This window comes from Streptomyces sp. NPDC045778 (assembly GCF_056431945.1).
The window spans coordinates 124652-143066 of record NZ_JBWKJZ010000025.1; the positions used below are offsets into that span (position 1 = coordinate 124652).

Below are 18415 nucleotides of genomic sequence, written 5' to 3' on the forward strand. Positions count from 1 at the left end.
ATAACCCCAGCTCAGAGGGCGGGCGGAGCGACACGAACGGGACGTCTCCTAGCGTTGCGGCGCCGGGAACGCCACCGGGCTACGCAGCCCGGCCCGGTTCACCGCGCGCACGCCGAAGAACACGTTGTCCTTGGAAAGGTCGACGCGGTGGCGGGTGGTGTCGCCCACGGGGATCGCATGGGTCCACTCCGGCGAGGTCGTCTCGCGCCACACGACCTCGTAACCGGCCAGGTCCGGCTCGTCGCCGCGCTCCCAGAGCAGCTCCGTCGCGTTGGTCAGGGCCGCGGTCAGGATCTTCGCGCCGCGGGGGGTGCCCGGGGCCTGGGCCAGACTCCACAGGGCGGCGGCGTTGACGCGGGCGACGCGCGCGATGAACGGGAAGTCGCAGAACTCGGGCAGGTCCCCGTACTGCTTGCCGTCGACGACCCGCACGTCCTGGTGCTGGTGGGCGTAGTCCTCCGCGGGCTCGGTGAACCGGGCCGCCGGATAGGCGCGTTCGAGGAACGGTATGTGGTCGCCGCCGCGCAGATAGCGGTCGCGGCGGTAGATCACCCGGACCTTCATGCCGGTCGCCGCGGGGTCGGCGACCTCGCGGACGAAGCGGGCGAGCTGGCGCGCGGGAGAGTCGTTCTCGCCGCCGACGGAGCGCCGGACCTCGGCCTCCTGGGGCGTCTCGGAGGTGGGCACGCCCTCGGCGAAGAGCCGGATGGTGTGCGGGTCGCGGCTGCCGTCGTCGGCTGTCGGGCTGCCCACGATGTCGTTGGTGAACATCCCTTGTACGTCGGCCCGTCGGTCCTTGTAGCTCTGGGCGAGGTGGGCGGCACCGTACAACCCCTGCTCCTCGCCCGCCACGGCGGCGAACACCAGCGTGGCCCCCGTGCGCCGGGTCGCGAGGACGCGGGCCAGCTCCATGACGACCGCGACCCCGGAGGCGTCGTCGTCGGCGCCCGGGGCGTCGCTGGTGTGGTCCATGGGGTCACTGGCGCGGGAGTCGTAGTGCCCGGAGACGACGTAGAGGCGGTCGGGCGACGTCGTGCCGCGCAGGGTGGCGACGACGTTGGAGATCCGGGTCGGGACCGGGATGCGCGGGCCGGGCTGCTGCACGTACGACTGGAGGTCGACGGTCATCCGGCCGCCGGACGCCCGGGCGTGCTCCCGCATCCGCGCGAGGATCCAGTCGCGCGCGGCCCCGATGCCGCGGTCCGGGTCGTCCTGGGCGGAGAGGGTGTGCCGGGTGCCGAAGGCGGCCAGGCGGCGTACGGTCGCCTCGATGCGGCGGTGGTCGATCTCCCGCAGCAGGGCGCGCAGTTCGCGCGAGGGCGGCCGCGGGACGAGCCGGGTCCGCTCGCCCGCGGCGGCCGGGCCCGCGGTCTGGACGGTGGCGGCCGCCGCGGTGGCGGCGGCGGTGAGGAGGGTGCGCCGAGGGGTGCCCTTCGGATTCGCCATGGGGTTATCGTCATGCACGCAACAAGCAGCCCGCAAGACGGTCACCGCCACTGCCCTGAAGGCCCTCCGGGCGCTGCCCTCGTCGGCGGTCGGACGCCGCCGCGCGCGTCAGGGCTTGCGCGCCACGCCCCCGAAGTCGTCGACCTCCGCGGGCAGCCGCCCCTCGACCGGCTCGGGGCGCCAGCGTGAGACGGACACCAGGCCGGGCTCCAGGAGTTCCAGGCCGTCGAAGAAGCGGGCGAGCTGCTCGGGGCTGCGGTTGACGCGGGGGTTGTCGCTCGCCTCGTTCCACTGCGCGATCATCTCGCGCATCCGCTCGGGGTCGAGCACCTCGGTGTCGTCGCACAGGACCAGGTAGCTGCCGGAGGGCAGGGCGTCCAGCAGGCGGCCCACGACGGCGTAGACGGAGTCGTCGGTGATGTGCGCGGTGATCCCGAGCAGCATCAGGGCGACGGGCCGCGTGAAGTCCAGGGTCTTGGCGGCCTGCTCCAGGATGGCGTCCGGGTCGCGCAGGTCGGCGTCGATGTACCCCGTGGCGCCCTCGGGGGTGCTGGTGAGCAGGGCCTCGGCATGGGTGAGCACGATCGGGTCGTGGTCGACGTAGACGATCCGGGCGTCGGGGGCCAGGCGCTGGGCGACCTCGTGGGTGTTGTCGGCGGTGGGGAGGCCCGTGCCGACGTCCAGGAACTGGCGGATGCCCGCCTCGCCGACGAGGTGGCTCACGGCCCGCACGAGGAAGGCCCGCTGGGCGCGCGCGATCTCGATGATCCCCGGGTTGGCCGCACGGATCTGGTCGCCCACCTGCCGGTCGACCTCGTAGCAGTCCTTGCCGTCCAGCCAGTAGTTCCAGATGCGGGCGGAGTGCGGCACGTTGCTGTTGATCAACGTGGGGTCGTACGACATGAGGGCCCTCCCGGGGTCGACCGGTGCGGAGCTTAACGCAGCTCCCGACGGTGGTCGGCGCCGGATACGGCCACCGCGGCGGCGGACCGGCCGGACACAGCGCCCAGCCGCCGCCGGACGGCACGCATACCTGGCTCAACTACGCCCTCACGAACCGCTCGGGTGACGGGTGCAATGTCCTTGTACGTGCGGAGGGTTGGCCTCCGCACCCCAGGGAGGAGACGCACCATGGCAGCGGAGGCACACGGCACGGCTCCCACCCCCGACGAGGTCGGGGCGATGTACGACCAGTACGGCGACCTCCTCGCGAGCCTGCTCGGGTCGAGCGCCGTGCACATCGGCATGTACGTACCGCACGGCACGCGCACGCCCGTGAGCACGCTGGTCGGCATGGCCGACGTCGCGCAGGACCGGCAGACCGAGTACCTCATCGACACCTTCGACCCGGCGCCGGGCTCCCGCGTGCTCGACATCGGCTGCGGCACGGGCGCGCCCGCGCTGCGCCTCGCGGAGCGCGCCGGGTGCCGCGTCACCGGCATCACGGTGAGCCGGAGCCAGCTGGCCCGGTGCCAGGAACGCCTCGCGGGCCATCCGGCCGCGGACCGCGTGGAGTTCGCGTACGGCAACGCCATGGCGCTGGAGCACGCCGACGCGTCGTTCGACGCCGCCTGGTCCATCGACTGCGTGCCGCACCTGTCCGACCGGGCCCTCGGCCTTCGGGAGGCGCTGCGCGTGCTGAAGCCCGGCGGGCGCTTCCTGCTGACCGAGTTCACGCTGCGCGGCACGCCCGCCGAGGCGGAGATGTCCGCGTACACCACGCTGTGGGCGTGCCCGCCGCTGCGGCCCTTCGCCGCGCTGATCGGCGAGATCGAGGAGGCCGGGTTCCAGGTGGAGCTGGTGCGCGACATGACCACCAACGCCGTGCTGTGCGGTGAGTTGATGGGCGTGCTGTACCAGGACCGGCGCGAGGAGATCGAGCGGCGGTTCGGCAAGGAGGCGCTCACCCACACCGACCCGCTGATCGGCCCGTTCCGTTCCTTCACCCGCCGGCACACGGACTACCACGTGCTGGTGCTCCGCAAGCCGGCGGACTGAAGGGACCGGGGCGTCAGGCCGCGCCGACCTCGTCGGCCGCCGCCTCGATCAGGTCGGCGACCGGGCCCGGCCGCGAGGCCAGGGAGGCGTGGCCGGCGTCGAGTTCGATGGTCCTGCGCGGGTTCATGCGCCGGGCCATGCGGCGTTCGTTGTCGGGGTGGATCATGCGGTCGGCGGTGGAGACCTGGTACCAGCTCGGCTTGGCGCGCCAGGCCGGCGCGGTGACCGCGTCGCCGAACGTCGAGCCGAGCGGCGCCTTCTGCGTGACCGCCATGACCAGCGCCTCCTCGGGCGAGAGGTCCTGGGCGAAGCTCTCGTGGAACGCGTCCTGCTTGATCCACAGATAGCCGTCGGAGTCCGGGGCGATGTTGTCGAAGGCGGCCGGGGGCGTCTCCTGGCTGAGCTGCCCCGGGCTCTCCCCCGCGTCCGGCGCGAAGGCCGCGATGTAGACGAGTCCGGAGACGTTGGGCAGGTCGCCCGCCTCGGTGATGACCGCGCCGCCGTAGGAGTGGCCCACGAGGAGCACGGGCCCGTCGATCTGGCGGACCATCTTGCGGGTGCGCTCGGCGTCGTCGGCGAGGGAGGTCAGCGGGTTCTCCACCGCGTGCAGCTTGTCGAATCCGCGCTTGTCCAGCTCCACGATGACCTTCGCCCAGTGGGCGGCGCCGCCCCAGAATCCGTGCACCAGAACAATGGCCGGTTTGCCTGCCATGGCGATGTCCACCTGTTCGTTCTACGCCCCCGAGTGACTGACGTGCGCTCTCACGCTAAGCAGGCCGTACGCGGACCGCGACCGGAGGCCGGGCCGCGTGGTTTCAGCCGTCGAGGGTGGTCAGCTCGTCGAAGGTGGCGAGCAGGTCGAGGAAGGGTGCCTCGCCCCACGCGGCGACCGCGAGGGCGGCGGCGAGGACCGCCGTGCCGTGCGCGCCACCGGTCTCGTCGCGCCAGGAGGCGTGCAGCACCTCGTCGTCGCGGCTGGCCCAGGCGCGGACCGCCCGGGTCGCGGCCAGCTCGTGGTGGGGCGGCCCTGCGGCGGCGAGCCGGTCGGCGGTGCGGACCACGTCGGCCGGGGTGAGGGTGCGCGGCCCTGACAGGACGACGCCGACGACGAGGCGCAGGATGTCGCCGGTGACCGACGGCAGCTGCGCCCGCACGGCCGGGTCCGCGGCGTCGCACGCGGTGGTGATCGTCGCGGAGTCGCCACGGGCGTAGGCACGGACCAGGGCGACGCCTCTGCGCGTCGCTTCCCGGCCCGCCGGCGCGGCGGGCACGGCCCGGCCGGCCTCCATGAGCGACCCGTGGGGACCGTGCGGTACGGGGTGCGAGGTCATGCCCCGGCTCCTTTCGCGAGACGTGACGCGATCCTGCGACCTCAAGTGCGGTTGAAGTCAAGCCCGGCGGCCCGTGCCGGTCACTCCTGTTTCGGGTGCGGTCCGTCGTCCACGGCCACGCGCGCGAGGTCGGCCCGGGCCGCGATGCCGAACTTCCGGAGCACGTCGGCCACGTGGTGGTGGACCGTACGCGGGCTGAGCAGGAGCGGGGCCGCGATCTCGGCGTCGGTGAGGCCTTCGGCGGCGAGGCGGGCCACGTGCCACTCGCGCGGTGTGAGCACCGGCCCGCCGCCGGGCGCCGGATCCGGGCGGCGGATCCGCTCCCCGGCCCGTTCCTGCTCGGCCAGGACGCGTTCGAGCAGGGGCACGGCGCCGAGGCGGCGGAAGGTCTCGGCCGCGTCCGCGAGCTGTGCGCGAGCGTCCGTGTGCTGCCCGCCCCTGCTCAGCCACTCGCCGTACAGCAGGCGCGTACGGGCGTGCTCGAACGGGCGGCGGGCCGTCCCGGAGGCGTCGAGTGCCCGGCGGAAGAGCGCGTCGGCCGCCCCTCGGTCGGCGGTGCGGAGCGCGGCGGTGCGGTCGGCGGCGGCCCGCGCCCAGGCGGCTCCGGTGCGGTCGGCCCAGGACCGCAGCGTCCGCAGGGCGGCTCGCGCGTCGGCGTCCGCCCCGGCGGCGAGCGCCGCGTCGGCGGTGTCGGGGGCGGCGAGCAGCGCGACGGTGGGGTGCGCGGCGTCGTGGCCGGGCTCGGTGAGGCGGCGCAGCCACTCCAGCGCCTCGGCGTCCCGGCCCGCGAACAGGGCGGCCTGGCCGCGGATCCAGTACGCGGCGGCGCTCAGGTCGCGCAGGCCGCGCGGCACCGCGTGGTCCAGGGAGCGGTCGGTGAGCGCGGTGGCGGCGGGCTCGTGGCCGCGCAGCGCGGCGAGGCGGGCGAGGGAGATTCGGCACCGGGACGCGGCGTGCTCGGCGCCGGTCTCCTCGGCGACGCGCAGGGCCTCGGTGGCGGTGGCGGTGGCCTCCGCCCAGTGGCCCCGCACGATGGCGAGTGCCGTGGTCTGCGGGGCGGTGCGGACGAGGGCCCGGGTGGGGTCGGTCGCGCGCAGGTGGGTGAGCCGGGCGCGGAAGGCGTCGGCGAGGGTGGTCTCCGCGCCCCAGGCCACGGCGAGCGGGGCGGGCGGGAGCAGCCGCCAGAAGCCGCCGCCGAGCCGGGCGACCGCTGCGTCGGTGAGGGGGGCGGTGGGAGAGGTCTCGCGTTCGGTGTCCCACCACTGTTTGAGGGCGGGCAGCAGCGCGGCCTCCGGCAGGTCCCCTTCGGTGGCCAGCTCCTCCAGGACGCGCAGGGCCTCGGCCTGCCGGTCGCCCGACCCGGCGGACCAGCCCGCGCGCACGGCCACGCAGGCCAGTTCGACGGCGCGGTCCCGGTCGGCGATGGCGCGCAGGTCCCTCAGGAGCAGCCGGTGCGCGTGCTCCTGGTCGCCGTGGGCCTGAGCGATGAGGCCGCGCAGGCCGCCGCTGATCCCGGCCACGACCTCCTCGGACGCGCACCGCTCGGCCTGGTCGAGCAGGTCGCGTGCGGCGAGGACCTGTCCGGCGTCCCAGGCGGCCCGGGCGGCGAGGGCGAGGCGCCGGCCCTTGGCATGGGGCGCGGCGGACAACTCGGCGGCCCGGCACAGGCCGCGGACGGCGGAGGCGTGGCCGCCGCGCCGCCTGCTCCGCCGGGCGCAGTCCTCCAGTTGGGCCGCGATGTCGTCGTCGGGGCCTTCGGCGGCGGCAGCGCGGTGCCAGACGCGGAGGTCGGCGTGGTCCTCGCCGGTGAGGGCGTCCGCGAGGGCGCGGTGGGCGCGGCGGCACTCGGCGGGCGTCGCGCGCTCGTAGGCGACCGTACGGGCCAGGGGTGCGCGGAAGCGGACGCGGTCGCCCTCGGTGTGCAGCAGCCCGGAGCCCAGGGCCTCGTCCCAGTCGGGTTCGGTGACGCCGAGCGCGGCGGCGGCGGCGCGTACAGTCTGGTGGTCCCCGCGGTCCTCGGCGGCGGCGACCAGGAGCAGGGTGCGGGCGGGGGAGGCGAGCCGTGCCACACGCGCGTCGAACGTCCGGCGCAGGCGCGGACCGACGGCTAAGGGCCCGGTTGTCCACCCCTCCGGCCCGGCGATCGGGCCGAAGGGCAGTTCGCGCAGGGCGAGAGGGTTGCCGCCCGCGGCGCGCAGGGTGCGGCGCACGGTCTCGTCGTCGGCTTCCGGTGCGGCTTCGCGGACCACGGCCTCGGCCGCGGTGTCGTCGAGTGCGCCGATCTCCAGGACCGTGCCGCCGTCCCAGGGGCCGCCGGGCGCGGGCGCCTCGTGGCCCGCGGCCAGGAGTAGGGCGACCGGCTCGCCGCGCAGGTGCCCGGCGACGAAGGCGAGGCACGCGGCGGTCGGCTCGTCGAGCCACTGGGCGTCGTCGACGGTGATCAGGAGGGGCTGTGCCGCGGCGAGTTCGGACAGCAGCGTGAGGGTGGCGGCGCCGATGAGGAAGCGGTCGGGGCACCCCGCGCCGTGGCCGAGCGCCGCGCGCAGGGCCGCGGCCTGGGGCGCGGGCAGCGCGTCGATCCGCTCGGCCGCCGGCCGCAGCAGCGCGCGCAGCCCGGCGAAGGCGAGCGGGGCCTCCGCGCGGGCGCCGCGACAGGTCAACGCGGTGAATCCGGTCGCCGTGGCGACGGCGTGCGCGAGCAGCGCCGTCTTTCCGATGCCGGGGTCCCCCCACAGCACGACCCTCGCGCCGTTGCCCTCACGCGCCCCTCGCAGGACGCGGGCGAACGTGGCCTTCTCGTAGTGCCGTCCGTGCACGTTCATTTGGTCGAGATCCTAGGGCAGACACGGTCCGTCCTGACAAAGAGTCTTGCTCTTCCTCTTGTACGGACTGTGTTCGACCGATTCCTGTCCGTCGACTCGTCGGAGGGGGGAACAGGAGCACCCGAAGGGGGTGCGGGCGCACGCGCTCGGCCCACACCCCGGCGGAGCGTCTAGGCGTGCTCCTCGGCCGCCACCGGCTTCGGGATCAGGAAGGAGGTCACGAAGGCCGCCGCGATGAGGACGACTCCGGCGATCATGCCGGCCGAGTAGCCCGCCACCGACGTCTTGTCGGCGGGCGCGGCCGCGGTCTGCACGGCGAACAGGACGGCGAAGCTGAGCCCCGCGCCCAGGTTGAACGCGCCCGCGTTCAGGCCGGGCAGGACGCCGGGGTTCTCCTTCGGGGACAGGACGATGCCGAGGCCGTTGAGGACGATGTTGGCGACGCCCGCGTACGTGACGCCGATGAGGATCGACGAGAGCAGCAGCAGCGCCCGCGAGTCGGCCTGGAGCGTGACGAGCATCAGGGCGACCGTCGCCGCCGAGCCGACGAGGCCGAAGCGCAGCACCTTGCCGTAGCCGAGGGTGGCGGCGAGGCGGCCCGCGAGGGGGCCCATGGCGAGGCCCGCGAGGGCGTAGGGGGTCAGGGTCCACCAGGCGGACTGCTCGGCGCTCATGCCGAATCCGGCGTCCGCGTTCTGCGCGAAGGCGGGGATCATGCCGTTCATGACGGCGAAGACACCGGTCATGGTGAGCACGGTCGTCAGGAGCAGGGCCCAGGTGGAGCGCTGCCGCAGGTGCCGGGTCGACACCAGGGGGTGGCTGCTGCGGTCCTCGGCGCGCCAGAACACGGCGAAGGCGGCCGCGGCGACGACGGCGAGGCCGGCCACGAGCGGCCAGTTGGCGGCGCCGAGCTTGCCCGCTTCGTTGAGGGCGATCAGGGCCGCGCCGACGGAGACGACCAGGATGGCCACGCCGGGCCAGTCCATGCGGGTCCCGGCGGCGTTGTCGGCGGTCGACTCGGGGGTGAGCACGGCGACCAGGACGGCGGCGAGAGCGGCGACGACGGCCATCACCCAGAAGACCGAGTGGAAGCCGTAGTGGTCGGCGAGCTTGCCGCCCGCGATGGAGTCGACGCCCGCGATGCCGCCGTTGACGGCGGTGATGACGCCGAGCAGGGTGCCGTACCGCTTGGGCTCGTGGACCTCGTTGCGCAGCATGATCAGGCACAGCGGGACCGTCGGCCCGGACACGCCCTGGATGACGCGGCCGGCGAACAGCATCGGCACGCTCTGCGCGAGCGCGGCCACGACACAGCCCACGGCCATCAGGACCATCATCGCGGCGAGCACCCGGCGGCGGCCGACGAGGTCGCCCAGGCGCGGCAGGAACAGGGAGAACAGCGCGGCGGACGTGAAGAACGCCGTCTGGGTCAGGCCGACCTCGGCGGTGGTCGCGCCGAGGGAGTCCTCGACGTTCTTCAGCGCCGGGCTGAGCATGCTCGCGTTCAGCTGGAAGGCGAAGCACGCCGCGAGGAGGGCGACGACGAGGACCCAGACCCGGACCGGGCGGCGCCCCGGCGCCGTCGGGGCGCCGGGCGCGGTGAAGGACGCGTTCACGCGGGCACCTCGCCGATGCGCTCCAGGGCGTCGACGACGAGGTCCCAGAACCGGCCGTGGTCCAGGTCGACGGCGACCTGGGTGCGGCAGTCGGCGGGGGCGGGCGCGCGGAAGTCGGCCACGGTCATGCCGAGCGTGAGGGTGCCGGTCAGTTCGATGTCCACGGGGGCCTTGCGCACCGTCATGACGCTCGGGTCGATGACGTACGCGACGGCGCACGGGTCGTGCACCGGCGGGTGCTCGAAGCCCTGCTCCCGCAGGTACATGGTGCCGAAGAAGTCCAACAGCTCGCCGACGAACGCGGCGGGCCGCGTGCCCACGGCCGCGATGCGCTCGACGACCTCGGGGGTGGCGAGCGCCTGGTGCGTCAGGTCGAGGCCGACCATGGTGACGGGCCAGCGCTCGTTGAAGACGATGTGCGCGGCCTCGGGGTCGATCTTGATGTTGAACTCGGCGACGGCGCTCCAGTTGCCCGTGTGGTAGCCGCCGCCCATGAGGACGACTTCGCGGACGCGCTCGGCGATGCGGGGCTCCTTGCGCACGGCCAGGGCGATGTTGGTGAGACCGGCCGTCGGGACGATCGTGATCTCGCCGGGCTCGTGGGACATCACCGTGTCGATGATGAGGTCGACCGCGTGACGGCGGTCGAGGTCCAGGGTCGGCTCGGGCAGGACGGGTCCGTCCAGGCCGCTCTCGCCGTGGATCGACTCGGCGACCTCGACGTCACGCACCAGGGGGCGGGGGCAGCCCGCCGCGAAGGGCACGCCGGTGATGTCGGCGATGCGGGCCACGGAGAGGGCGTTGCGGGTGACCTTCTCCAGGGTCTGGTTGCCGACGACGGTGGTGACCGCGACCAGTTCGACGTCCGGGTTGCCGTGGGCCAGGAGCATGGCGATCGCGTCGTCATGCCCTGGGTCACAGTCGAGGATGATCTTTCTGGCCATCGCGGAACCTCTTTGTTCGGCTGAGGTGTCGCTGGCGGGCGGCACCTCGGGAAAACGTTCTCCGAAGACTTTGTGCACGGGTGCGCATTATGTCAACGATCCGGAGGCTCCCGTTCCCAGTCCTGTGCGATGCCCCTGAACTGGGGGTACGTCAGGCTTGTCGGGGCAGCCAAGGGTGCTGCCGGGCTTCGGCGCTCCGGGCGGGCCCCGTGGTCGTTGATAACGTTCTCCGGAACTTGTCGAAGGGGGTGGGCGCGGCGTGGCCGACGTGACGCTCCGGGACGTGGCACGGGCCTCCGGCTGCTCCGTGGCCACCGTCTCGCGGGTCCTCGCCGGAACCCGGCCGGTGGGTGCCGACACCGCCCGTCGCGTGCGGGCGGCCGCGGCGAACCTCGGCTACCGGCCCAACCACGCGGCCCGCGCCCTGCGCAGCCGCGCCACCGGCACGGTCGGCCTCGTCCTGCCGCAGATCACCAACCCCTTCTACCCGGCCCTGGTCCGCGAGCTGACCCACGCGCTGCACGCCGAGGGACGCGCCGTGCTGCTCGCCGACTGCGACGACGACCCGGTGGCGGAGGCGGAGCGCGTCGACGACCTGCTCGGCCGCCGCGTCGACGCGCTCCTGGTGATCCCGGCCGACGAGCGGCGCAGCCGGGACGCGGTGGCCGCGGCGGCGGCGCGGGTGCCGCTGGTCCTCCTGGACCGCCGGTGCGGGCCCGGCGTCGCCGACTCCGTGGCCGTCGACAACGCCGCGGGCATGGCGCTCGTCCTGGACCACCTCGCGGCCACCGGCCGCCGACGGCCCTGTTTCGTCGGTGCGCACGGCACGGCGTCGGCGGCCGCCGAACGGCGCGCGGCCTACACGGCGGGCTCCGGCGCCCTCGATCCCCGCGCGCCGGAGCGGGTGGCGCTCGGCGACTTCTCCGTAGCGTGGGGCCGGGCCGCCGTCGACGTCCTGTGGGAGGCCCGGCCGGACGCCGTGGTCTGCGCGAACGACCTCATCGCGATCGGCGTGCTCCAGCGGCTGCGGGAGCTGGGCGCCGCCGTGCCCGGCGAGGTCGCCGTCACCGGCTTCGACGACATCCCGATGGCGGAGCTGGCGACCCCGGGCCTCACCACGGTCCGCCAGCCGGTGGCCGAACTGGCCGCCGAGGCGACGCGGTTGCTCGGCCACCGCCTCGGTGACGGCGGCGCCGGACCGCAGCACGCGCTCCGGCTGGCTCCCGACCTGGTGGTACGAGGCTCCAGCGGCCCCCGCCCCCAGGCCGGCCCGGCCTTCTGAGCCCGTTCGGGTGCCGTCCGGGGCGGGGCGTTGCGGCCCTCCGCCCGGTCCGGGAAATTGACCTCATGCCGACTCGGCCGTCGTCCGGGCCGCCGCACCGCCGCTGAGGAGCCGCCATGCCCGGAGCAGACGCCGAGACGGCGGTACTGATCGTCGGAGGCGGGCCCGTCGGGCTCACCGCCCGCGCGCTGCTCGCCCGCTGGGGCGTGCCGACGCTGCTCGTCGAGAAGCGCACCGCCCTGTCGCCCTTCCCCCGCTCCCGGCTGGTCAACGTGCGGTCCATGGAGATCTACCGCGCCCTCGGCCTCGCCGCCGCGATCGCGGGCCGGGCGTTCCCACCCGAGTACGGCCGGATCCGCTTCCGCGACACCCTGTACGACCGCGACTTTGCCACGGCGGCCATGGTCGGGGTCCACGAGCCGGTGCCGGAGAGCCCCGTGATCGGCGTGCTCACCTCCCAGGACCGCCTGGAACCCACCCTGTTGGCGGCGGCCGGCACGCCGATGCGGTTCGGGGTCGAGCTGGTCGGCCTGACGGAGGAGGCCGAGGGCGTCGTGGCCGTGCTCGCCGACCACGACAGCGGTGAGCGGACGCGCGTGCGCGCCCGGTACGTCCTCGCCGCCGACGGCGCGAACTCCACGCTCCGCCCGCTGCTCGGCATCGGCACCACAGGCCCCGGGGAACTGGGCAGCTTCACCAGCGTCGTGTTCGACGCCGACCTCGGCCCCTGGAGCGCCCGCCAGCCCGCCGGGGTCTATTTCACCGCGCACGGGTCCTTCGGGCCGGTCCACCCCGAGGGAGGCTGGATCTGGTTCGGGCTGACCCCGGACGACACCGCGCACACCGACTGGCCCGGCCTCGTCTCCCGCGGCCTCGGCCCCCGCGCCGACGTACGGCCCGAGGTCCTGCGGGTGCAGCACTGGGTGATGAACGCGTTCGTCGCCGAGCGCTTCCGGCACGGCCGGGTGCTCCTGGCCGGTGACGCCGCGCACGCGCTGCCCATCACCGGCGGCCTGGGCATGAACGCCGGCGTCGCCGACGTGCACAACCTCTGCTGGAAACTGGCGGGCGTCCTGCACGGGTGGGCGAGGCCCGGCCTGCTCGACACGTACGGGACGGAACGCCTGCCCGTCGCCCGTCTGTCGCTCCACCAGGCGGTGGCCGGCACCCGGCTCATGGTCCAGGTGCAAACACGGCGGCACGAGCAGCTCCGGTCCGGCGCCGCGACGTCGACCCCGGTCGAACTCCCCTGGTCGGAGCGGTACTTCGCCCAGCTCGGCCTCGTGCTCGGCGTCGTCTACCGCTCCGGGGCCGTCCTCACCGACGGCCCGGCCCCGCCCGAGGCGTCCGAGCCGGGCACGGAGTACGTCCCCACCCCTGAGCCGGGCCACCGCATGCCCCACCTCCGGCTCGCCGAGGGCCGGTCCACGCTCGACGCCTTCGGCGAGTGGTACACCCTGCTCACCCCTGACCCGGCCCGGTGGGAGCGCCTGCCCGCCGACCCGTGGCCGTTGCGGGTCGAGGCCCTTCCCCGCGCGCACGCCGAGGCCTGTGACCTGGGCCCGCGCGGGGCCCTGCTCGTCCGCCCCGACGGCCACATCGCCGCCCGCTGGCCCGACGCCCCGCCGAACGACACCACGCTCCACCGGGCCCTGACAGCGATCACCGGTTGACCCGCGCGGCCCGCTGAAGGATCTCCGCGACCACGTCCGACTTGGCGTCGGCGTAGTGCTGTGTGTAGGCCCAGGTGCGGGCGGCGAGCCGCTTCTTGGTGCGGGCGTACAGGTCCCGGTCTTCGGGGTGCGCACGCAGCCAGTCACGGAACAGCAGCATGCGCGTCACCTCGGGGCAGCCGCGCGGGAACACGTGCAGGTTCGCCGCATCGGCGCCGGGCCCCAGGTCCTGCTTGCGCAGCACGCGGTGCTCGAACCACCCGGGTTCACGGACGGCGAGCCGGAAGCCGAGCCGCTCCAGGGCCGGTACGTACGCCGCCTCTTCGCCGGGGTCGTCGACGGTGAGCACCATGTCGACGACCGGCTTGGCGGCGAGGCCCGGTACCGAGGTGGAGCCCGCGTGCTCGATCTCGTGCCGTGCGCCGGCGAGCCCGTCCCGGATGCGCGCCGCTTCCCGCGCGAAGGCCTCGGGCCAGCGCGGGTCGTACTCCCTGAGCGTCACCTGCCCGTCGAGCCGCGGCGGCGCTCCGACCGTGGCCGCCTCGATCTCCTCGACGGTCATCGGCACGCGTGCCTGGTGCTCGTCCTGGCTCTCCTGTCCCGGCATGGCGGCGGCTCCTGTTGGGGGCGGTGGGCCTTCCCAGCCAAGGCGGTGATCGTGTCGGCCGTCAAGTACGTACGTCCGCCCTCGCGCTGGGCGGCGCGGGGCCGGCGCCCGCGGACGGGTGTCCACGGGCGCCGACGCGGGCCCTGTGGGGCCCTCAGTCGCGCAGGACGACCAGGACGAACGCGGCCGAGAGCGCGCCGAGGGCGACCGCCGCGACGCCTCGGGTGAAGCGGTGGTCGCGCAGCACGGGGAGCAGGTGGTCGGCGGCGACGCGGCCGGGCCCGGTCAGGGCGAGGGCCACGGCGGCGGTCAGGAGGACCAGGTCGTACTCGACGCCCTCGGGGGCGAAGAAGCCGCCGCCCCCCTTGACGGAGATGGCGTTGAGCATGATGCCCAGGATGCCCGCGCCCGCGAGCGGTGTGAGCAGGCCGATGGCGAGGCCCACGCCGCAGAAGGTCTCGGTCAGGGCGGCGACCCAGGCCATGGTCTTGGCGGCCTTGTAGCCGGTCGCGGCGAAATGGTCGGCGGTGCCGTTCAGGCCGCCGCCGTCGAACCAGCCGAACAGCTTCTGCGTGCCGTGGGCGGCCATGGTCAGGCCGACGGCGACACGCAGGAGCAGCAGCCCCAGGTCGGTGCCGGGGTGGAGAGCGGGGGCGCCGGGAGCGGCCCGGTGCGCGAGCGGCGCGCCGGGCGCCGTCAGGCCGTCGGAGGGGGCGGGGGGACGTGAGGCGGACGAAGACATGCTGGAACTCTCCTTGGTGCAGAGCGAGTGAAGCCGCGCGGCCGGACAGGACGCGGGCAGGGGGCACCCGGTGAAGCGGTCGGGCGCCAGCGCGCGTGTGCGACGAGCGATCGCGAGCGATGAGGGAGGAGAGGGCCCTCTACGTTCTGATGACGCGGGTTCGGTAGAGATCGACGGCGGTGGCGTCCGCGCAGGCCGTCGGACACGACGCGGTGGTCAGGGGCGCCGCGTCGCCGCTCGTCGGCGCGGACCGGGGAGCAGACTCGCAGGGCTGGTCGGGCCGCGGCAGCACCGCGCTACGGGGCGTGTCCTGGCCGCCGCCGTCCTGGCAGCCGCTGGTGTCGGGGCCCACCGATGCCTCGACGGGCGAGCCGTGGAAGGCCGTCGCGCGCGCGTGGCCGGCCTTCTCCACAGTGGAGGAGGCCGCCGCCGCGCCTGAGCCGAACCCGGTGAGCAGACAGACGACGAGCGCGAGCAGGCACACGCGGGCGACTGCCGCTGTCTTCGGGTTCAGCCCGCTCATGCCGCCCGATCCTAGGTCCGGACGACGGCGATACTGAAGACTTCAATGAGCCTGATGCGCAGCGGGCCTCACACCGGGCGCCGCATGCAGACCCGCGGCCACCGGTCCAGGCCGTGGGCGGCCTCCTTCTGCCGCACCGCCCGCAGCTTCGGGCCGATCGAGGCCTCGTCGACGGTCTCGAAGCCGCAGCGGGCGTAGTACGGCGCGTTCCACGGCACCTCAGCGAAGGTGGTGAGGGTCAGGGCCGGGATCGCGTCGGCCCTGGCGGTGGTGGCCAGGTGCTCGATGAGGGCGCGGCCCACGCCGCGGCGCGCGTGGCCGGGATGGACGGACACCTGCTCGACGTGCAGATCGCCGTCGACGTGGTCCGCGAGCAGGTACGCGACGGGCCGGTCGGCGTCGTCGACCGCGACCCAGGCGCGCCCCGCCCGCTGGTACCGCGCCAGCTCGTCCAGGGTCGGCGGCTCGTCATCGGCGATCTCCGGCATGCCGACGTCCCGGAAACAGCGGCCCGCGGCCCTCTCGATGTCCTGGAGCAGGGGCAGCTCGCCGGGGTCGACCACTCGGATGCGCATGATCCAATTCTTCCCGACTGCTCCGGTCCGCGCTCCCCCTTTTTCCTCGTGCGTCCCGGGGGGCCGCCTTGTCCTCGCGCGTCCCGGGGGCGCCGCCTTTTCCTCGCGTCCCGGAGGCGCCGGTCTCGCGCGGAGGGCGGGGGCCGCCCTCGGCCCCCGCCCGTGCGCGTCACCCGCTTTCGAGGGTGATGGCCTGCACCGGGCAGGCGCGTGCTGCCTCCTTCAGCATCGGGTCGTCCGATCCGTCCGCGCTCTCGGGCAGGAGTTCGCTGAAGCCGTCGTCGTCCTGGGTGAAGACGCCGGGGGCGGTCAGGACGCACTGGCCCGCGCCGATGCAGCGGCCTGTGTCGATCAGGATGCGCATCAGCCGCGCCCCCAGCTGACGGGCAGTTCGACGAGGCCTTGGATCGTGTCGCCCGGCTTGACCGGCACCTCGTCCGACGGGACGGCGAGCCGCAGGTCGGGCACCCGGGCAAGCAGAGAGGTGAACGCGATCTCCAGCTCCAGGCGGGCGAGGTTCTGCCCGAGGCACTGGTGGATGCCGAAACCGAAGGCGAGGTGGTGGCGGGCGCTTCTGCGGACGTCGAGGTCGTCCGGTTCCGGGTAGACGGTGGCGTCGCGGTTGATGGCCGACGCGGCGAGGAAGACGCCGTCGTGCGCCCGGATGGTCCGCCCCGCCACCTCGATGTCGGCGGTGGCGACCCGCTGGAGCCCGTCGGCTATCGACAGGAAGCGCAGCAGTTCCTCCACCGCGGTGCCGATCAGCTCCGGCTCCGCGCGCAGGGCGGCGAGTTGATCGGAGTGTTCGAGCAGGGTGTAGGTGCCGAGCGAGATCATGTTGGCGGTCGTCTCGTGCCCGGCCACCAGCAGGATCAGTGCGATCCTCGCCAGCTCCTCACGGTCGACCTCACCGGTGTGCAGCCGCTCGCGGACCAGGTCGTCGAGCAGGCCCGTGGCGGGGCCCGCCACGGCCGCTGGACGGTCGCCGGCGGCCCGGCTCTTGCGGTCGACCAGGCCCTCCAGGTAGCCGATCAGCTCCCGCCGCGCCTCCTCGGCCTCGTCGGCCGTCTTGCCGCGCAGCAGGCGGCGCGAGGCCTCCTCGAAGAAGTCGTGGTCGGCGTACGGCACGCCGAGCAGCTCGCAGATCACCATGGACGGCACCGGAAGGGCGAACGCGGACACCAGGTCCACGGGCGGCCCCTGTTCGAGCATGGCGTCCAGGAGTTCGTCGACGAGGTGCTGGATGCGGGGCCGCATCGCCGCCACCCGTTTCACGCCGAACGGCGGGATCAGCATGCGGCGCTGTCTGTTGTGCTCGGGGTCGTCCACGCCGAGGAGCGCGGTCCGCGCGCGGCGCGAGAGCTCGAAGCGGGGGGCGAGGACGGGGAAGGCCGGGTTCTGCCGGTTCGCCGAGAGCCGGGGGTCGGTGAGCAACGCCTGTGCCTCGGCGTGCCCGGTGACGAGCCAGGCCTCGGATCCGTCGTAGAGCGTGATGCGGCTGAGCGGGCCCTGTTCACTCAGCGGGCGGTAGCCGGCGGGCGGGTGGTAGGGGCAGGTACGGTCCTGGGGAAAGTGCGCTGGAAGCGTCATGCGGTCTCCGGTGTACGGACGGGCGTACGGATCTGCCGGTCCCCCGAGGCGTTCCGTCCCCCAACTACATGCCCCTTGCAGCCATCTGGACCATGCGTGGTTCGGCCAAGTTCCTCGCACGGGTCCTCCGCGGCGAGGAGGGAGGCCGGAAACAGCTCCTGCCGAGCAGGCGCCGCCCCGGCACCTCCGGTCCGCTCCGGCCCCGGACGCCCCGTTCGGCCCACCGGATTGGCCGGTTCCCGTGGTTCATTCCATCGGGCTACCAGGACTTTCTCGCTCCCGGCCCGGCGGCGAGGCTCGGGAGGAACGATCCCTTCGCACCAGGAGGTACTCCCATGCGCACTCGCGTGCTCCTCGCCGCGGCCGCACTCGCCGTGACCGCCGCGGTCGGCGGCGCCACCACGGCCGCTGCGGACGCCGACGCCAACGGCACGGTGTCGAACTCTCCCGGCGTCCTCAGCGGCAACCTCGTCCAGGTGCCGGTCGACGTCCCTGTGAACCTCTGCGGCAACACCGTGAACGTCGTGGGCCTGCTCAACCCCGCCACGGGCAACCAGTGCGCGAAGGGCTCCGGCGGCAAGTAGCGCCTAACGTGGCGCGGCGAGGCCCTTGAGGTCGCGGACGTACCAGTTGTGACACGTCCCGTTCCCCTCCCGGACCTGCTTCATGTACGTGAAGCCGGCGCGCCGCGCCACCGCCTCCGACGCGGCGTTGGCGGGATCCACCCGGATCACCCCGACGCGCGCGCCCGCGGTCGCCGCGTAGCGGCAGACCAGGTCGACCGCGCGGGTCGCGAGGCCCCGGCCCCGCCAGGCCGGGTAGAGCCCGTAGGCGATGTTGGCCGCGCCGGGGGCGAGGCCGGGCAGGGCGAGCCGTACATCGATGGTGCCGGCCAGCGTCAGGTCGTCACCGGCGCGCACGCCGAAAGCGCGCAGGCTCCCCTCGTCGGCCCACTGGCCTTGGCAGTGGCGGACGTAGTCCTCCGTGCTCGCCCGGGTGCTGGGCTCGCCGTTGAGCCAGCGCACGAGGAGGTCGTCCTCGCCCGCCAGGTGCGCGTCGACGTCCTCCAGGGTCAGGGGGGACAGGGTGACCACGCCGTCCGACAGCTCGATGTTTCGCACGGGGCGACTGTCGCCCCCTGTCGCCGCGAGGGCAAGCGAATATCGCGGGCGTGGGGGGGGGGGGGGGGGGGGGGGGGGGGGGGGGGGGGGGGGGGGGGGGGGGGGGGGGGGGGGGGGGGGGGGGGGGGGGGGGGGGGGGGGGGGG

Annotated in this window: 18 protein-coding genes; 4 read left to right on the plus strand and 14 right to left on the minus strand. The window is 74.4% G+C overall.

Going from position 1 to position 18415, the window contains the following annotated elements; translation table 11 throughout:
- Window positions 1-48 precede the first annotated feature (48 nt).
- Complete coding sequence (locus AC07GB_RS28355; protein WP_478850279.1) at window positions 49-1446, minus strand: M20/M25/M40 family metallo-hydrolase; 1398 nt, start codon at window positions 1444-1446, stop codon at window positions 49-51.
- Window positions 1447-1554: 108 nt separating this feature from the next.
- Window positions 1555-2349 carry an SAM-dependent methyltransferase gene (locus AC07GB_RS28360; protein ID WP_478850280.1) on the minus strand — a complete coding sequence of 265 codons (795 nt, stop codon included), beginning with the start codon at window positions 2347-2349 and terminating at the stop codon, window positions 1555-1557.
- 228 nt (window positions 2350-2577) lie between these two features.
- Between AC07GB_RS28360 and AC07GB_RS28365 the strand changes: the two genes are divergently transcribed.
- Window positions 2578-3444: an SAM-dependent methyltransferase gene (locus tag AC07GB_RS28365; RefSeq protein ID WP_478850282.1), complete on the plus strand. Its 867-nt coding sequence runs from the start codon at window positions 2578-2580 to the stop codon at window positions 3442-3444.
- A gap of 13 nt (window positions 3445-3457) precedes the next feature.
- Here AC07GB_RS28365 and AC07GB_RS28370 read toward each other — a convergent pair whose 3' ends face one another.
- The 5 genes from AC07GB_RS28370 to uriH form a co-directional block, all read right to left on the minus strand.
- Entirely contained in the window at window positions 3458-4156 is a 699-nt protein-coding gene (locus AC07GB_RS28370; RefSeq protein ID WP_478850284.1) for an alpha/beta hydrolase, read from the minus strand.
- A 103-nt stretch (window positions 4157-4259) separates the two neighbouring features.
- Complete coding sequence (locus AC07GB_RS28375) at window positions 4260-4775, minus strand: hypothetical protein (protein ID WP_478850286.1); 516 nt, start codon at window positions 4773-4775, stop codon at window positions 4260-4262.
- A gap of 80 nt (window positions 4776-4855) precedes the next feature.
- A complete protein-coding gene (locus tag AC07GB_RS28380) occupies window positions 4856-7597 on the minus strand; it encodes an AAA family ATPase (RefSeq protein WP_478850288.1) in 2742 nt (913 codons plus the stop codon).
- Between the two features lie 170 nt (window positions 7598-7767).
- Window positions 7768-9213 carry a uridine transporter UriT gene (gene uriT, locus AC07GB_RS28385; RefSeq protein WP_478850290.1) on the minus strand — a complete coding sequence of 482 codons (1446 nt, stop codon included), beginning with the start codon at window positions 9211-9213 and terminating at the stop codon, window positions 7768-7770.
- Window positions 9210-10157, minus strand: coding sequence for a uridine-preferring nucleoside hydrolase UriH (gene uriH, locus AC07GB_RS28390; RefSeq protein WP_478850292.1), 948 nt, complete (start codon window positions 10155-10157; stop codon window positions 9210-9212). Before uriH ends, uriT begins: the two co-directional genes overlap by 4 nt.
- A gap of 259 nt (window positions 10158-10416) precedes the next feature.
- Here uriH and AC07GB_RS28395 point away from each other — a divergent pair, with 259 nt between their 5' ends.
- A complete protein-coding gene (locus tag AC07GB_RS28395) occupies window positions 10417-11439 on the plus strand; it encodes a LacI family DNA-binding transcriptional regulator (protein ID WP_478850294.1) in 1023 nt (340 codons plus the stop codon).
- A gap of 116 nt (window positions 11440-11555) precedes the next feature.
- Window positions 11556-13112, plus strand: a complete 1557-nt coding sequence (locus AC07GB_RS28400; protein ID WP_478850296.1) for an FAD-dependent monooxygenase — start codon at window positions 11556-11558, stop codon at window positions 13110-13112.
- Here AC07GB_RS28400 and AC07GB_RS28405 read toward each other — a convergent pair.
- The 6 genes from AC07GB_RS28405 to AC07GB_RS28430 all read right to left on the minus strand — a co-directional run bounded on the left by AC07GB_RS28405 (window position 13102) and on the right by AC07GB_RS28430 (window position 17149).
- Entirely contained in the window at window positions 13102-13719 is a 618-nt protein-coding gene (locus AC07GB_RS28405; RefSeq protein WP_478850298.1) for a GrpB family protein, read from the minus strand. The two genes, AC07GB_RS28400 and AC07GB_RS28405, sit on opposite strands and share 11 nt — an antisense overlap.
- A 154-nt stretch (window positions 13720-13873) precedes the next feature.
- Window positions 13874-14461, minus strand: coding sequence for a DoxX family protein (locus AC07GB_RS28410; protein ID WP_478850300.1), 588 nt, complete (start codon window positions 14459-14461; stop codon window positions 13874-13876).
- Window positions 14462-14600: 139 nt separating this feature from the next.
- Window positions 14601-14984: a hypothetical protein gene (locus AC07GB_RS28415; RefSeq protein ID WP_478850302.1), complete on the minus strand. Its 384-nt coding sequence runs from the start codon at window positions 14982-14984 to the stop codon at window positions 14601-14603.
- A gap of 68 nt (window positions 14985-15052) precedes the next feature.
- A complete protein-coding gene (locus tag AC07GB_RS28420; RefSeq protein ID WP_478850304.1) occupies window positions 15053-15559 on the minus strand; it encodes a GNAT family N-acetyltransferase in 507 nt (168 codons plus the stop codon).
- A gap of 169 nt (window positions 15560-15728) precedes the next feature.
- A complete protein-coding gene (locus tag AC07GB_RS28425; protein ID WP_478850306.1) occupies window positions 15729-15923 on the minus strand; it encodes a ferredoxin in 195 nt (64 codons plus the stop codon).
- Entirely contained in the window at window positions 15923-17149 is a 1227-nt protein-coding gene (locus AC07GB_RS28430; protein WP_478850308.1) for a cytochrome P450, read from the minus strand. The genes AC07GB_RS28425 and AC07GB_RS28430 overlap by 1 nt, the downstream gene beginning before the upstream one ends.
- Before the next feature lie 335 nt (window positions 17150-17484).
- Between AC07GB_RS28430 and AC07GB_RS28435 the strand changes: the two genes are divergently transcribed.
- Window positions 17485-17733, plus strand: a complete 249-nt coding sequence (locus AC07GB_RS28435; RefSeq protein ID WP_478850310.1) for a chaplin — start codon at window positions 17485-17487, stop codon at window positions 17731-17733.
- Between the two features lie 3 nt (window positions 17734-17736).
- Here AC07GB_RS28435 and AC07GB_RS28440 read toward each other — a convergent pair whose 3' ends face one another.
- The gene (locus AC07GB_RS28440; protein ID WP_478850312.1) at window positions 17737-18270 is read right to left on the minus strand and encodes a GNAT family N-acetyltransferase; all 534 of its coding nucleotides are present in this window, start codon (window positions 18268-18270) and stop codon (window positions 17737-17739) included.
- Window positions 18271-18415 lie beyond the last annotated feature (145 nt).

Coding starts and splice junctions, on each gene's coding strand:
- AC07GB_RS28355 (WP_478850279.1), bottom strand. CDS start 1,446: ATGGCGAATCCGAAGGGCACCCCTCGGCGCACCCTCCTCACCGCCGCC.
- AC07GB_RS28360 (WP_478850280.1), bottom strand. CDS start 2,349: ATGTCGTACGACCCCACGTTGATCAACAGCAACGTGCCGCACTCCGCC.
- AC07GB_RS28365 (WP_478850282.1), top strand. CDS start 2,578: ATGGCAGCGGAGGCACACGGCACGGCTCCCACCCCCGACGAGGTCGGG.
- AC07GB_RS28370 (WP_478850284.1), bottom strand. CDS start 4,156: ATGGCAGGCAAACCGGCCATTGTTCTGGTGCACGGATTCTGGGGCGGC.
- AC07GB_RS28375 (WP_478850286.1), bottom strand. CDS start 4,775: ATGACCTCGCACCCCGTACCGCACGGTCCCCACGGGTCGCTCATGGAG.
- AC07GB_RS28380 (WP_478850288.1), bottom strand. CDS start 7,597: ATGAACGTGCACGGACGGCACTACGAGAAGGCCACGTTCGCCCGCGTC.
- uriH (WP_478850292.1), bottom strand. CDS start 10,157: ATGGCCAGAAAGATCATCCTCGACTGTGACCCAGGGCATGACGACGCG.
- AC07GB_RS28400 (WP_478850296.1), top strand. CDS start 11,556: ATGCCCGGAGCAGACGCCGAGACGGCGGTACTGATCGTCGGAGGCGGG.
- AC07GB_RS28405 (WP_478850298.1), bottom strand. CDS start 13,719: ATGCCGGGACAGGAGAGCCAGGACGAGCACCAGGCACGCGTGCCGATG.
- AC07GB_RS28410 (WP_478850300.1), bottom strand. CDS start 14,461: ATGTCTTCGTCCGCCTCACGTCCCCCCGCCCCCTCCGACGGCCTGACG.
- AC07GB_RS28415 (WP_478850302.1), bottom strand. CDS start 14,984: ATGAGCGGGCTGAACCCGAAGACAGCGGCAGTCGCCCGCGTGTGCCTG.
- AC07GB_RS28420 (WP_478850304.1), bottom strand. CDS start 15,559: ATGCGCATCCGAGTGGTCGACCCCGGCGAGCTGCCCCTGCTCCAGGAC.
- AC07GB_RS28425 (WP_478850306.1), bottom strand. CDS start 15,923: ATGCGCATCCTGATCGACACAGGCCGCTGCATCGGCGCGGGCCAGTGC.
- AC07GB_RS28430 (WP_478850308.1), bottom strand. CDS start 17,149: ATGACGCTTCCAGCGCACTTTCCCCAGGACCGTACCTGCCCCTACCAC.
- AC07GB_RS28435 (WP_478850310.1), top strand. CDS start 17,485: ATGCGCACTCGCGTGCTCCTCGCCGCGGCCGCACTCGCCGTGACCGCC.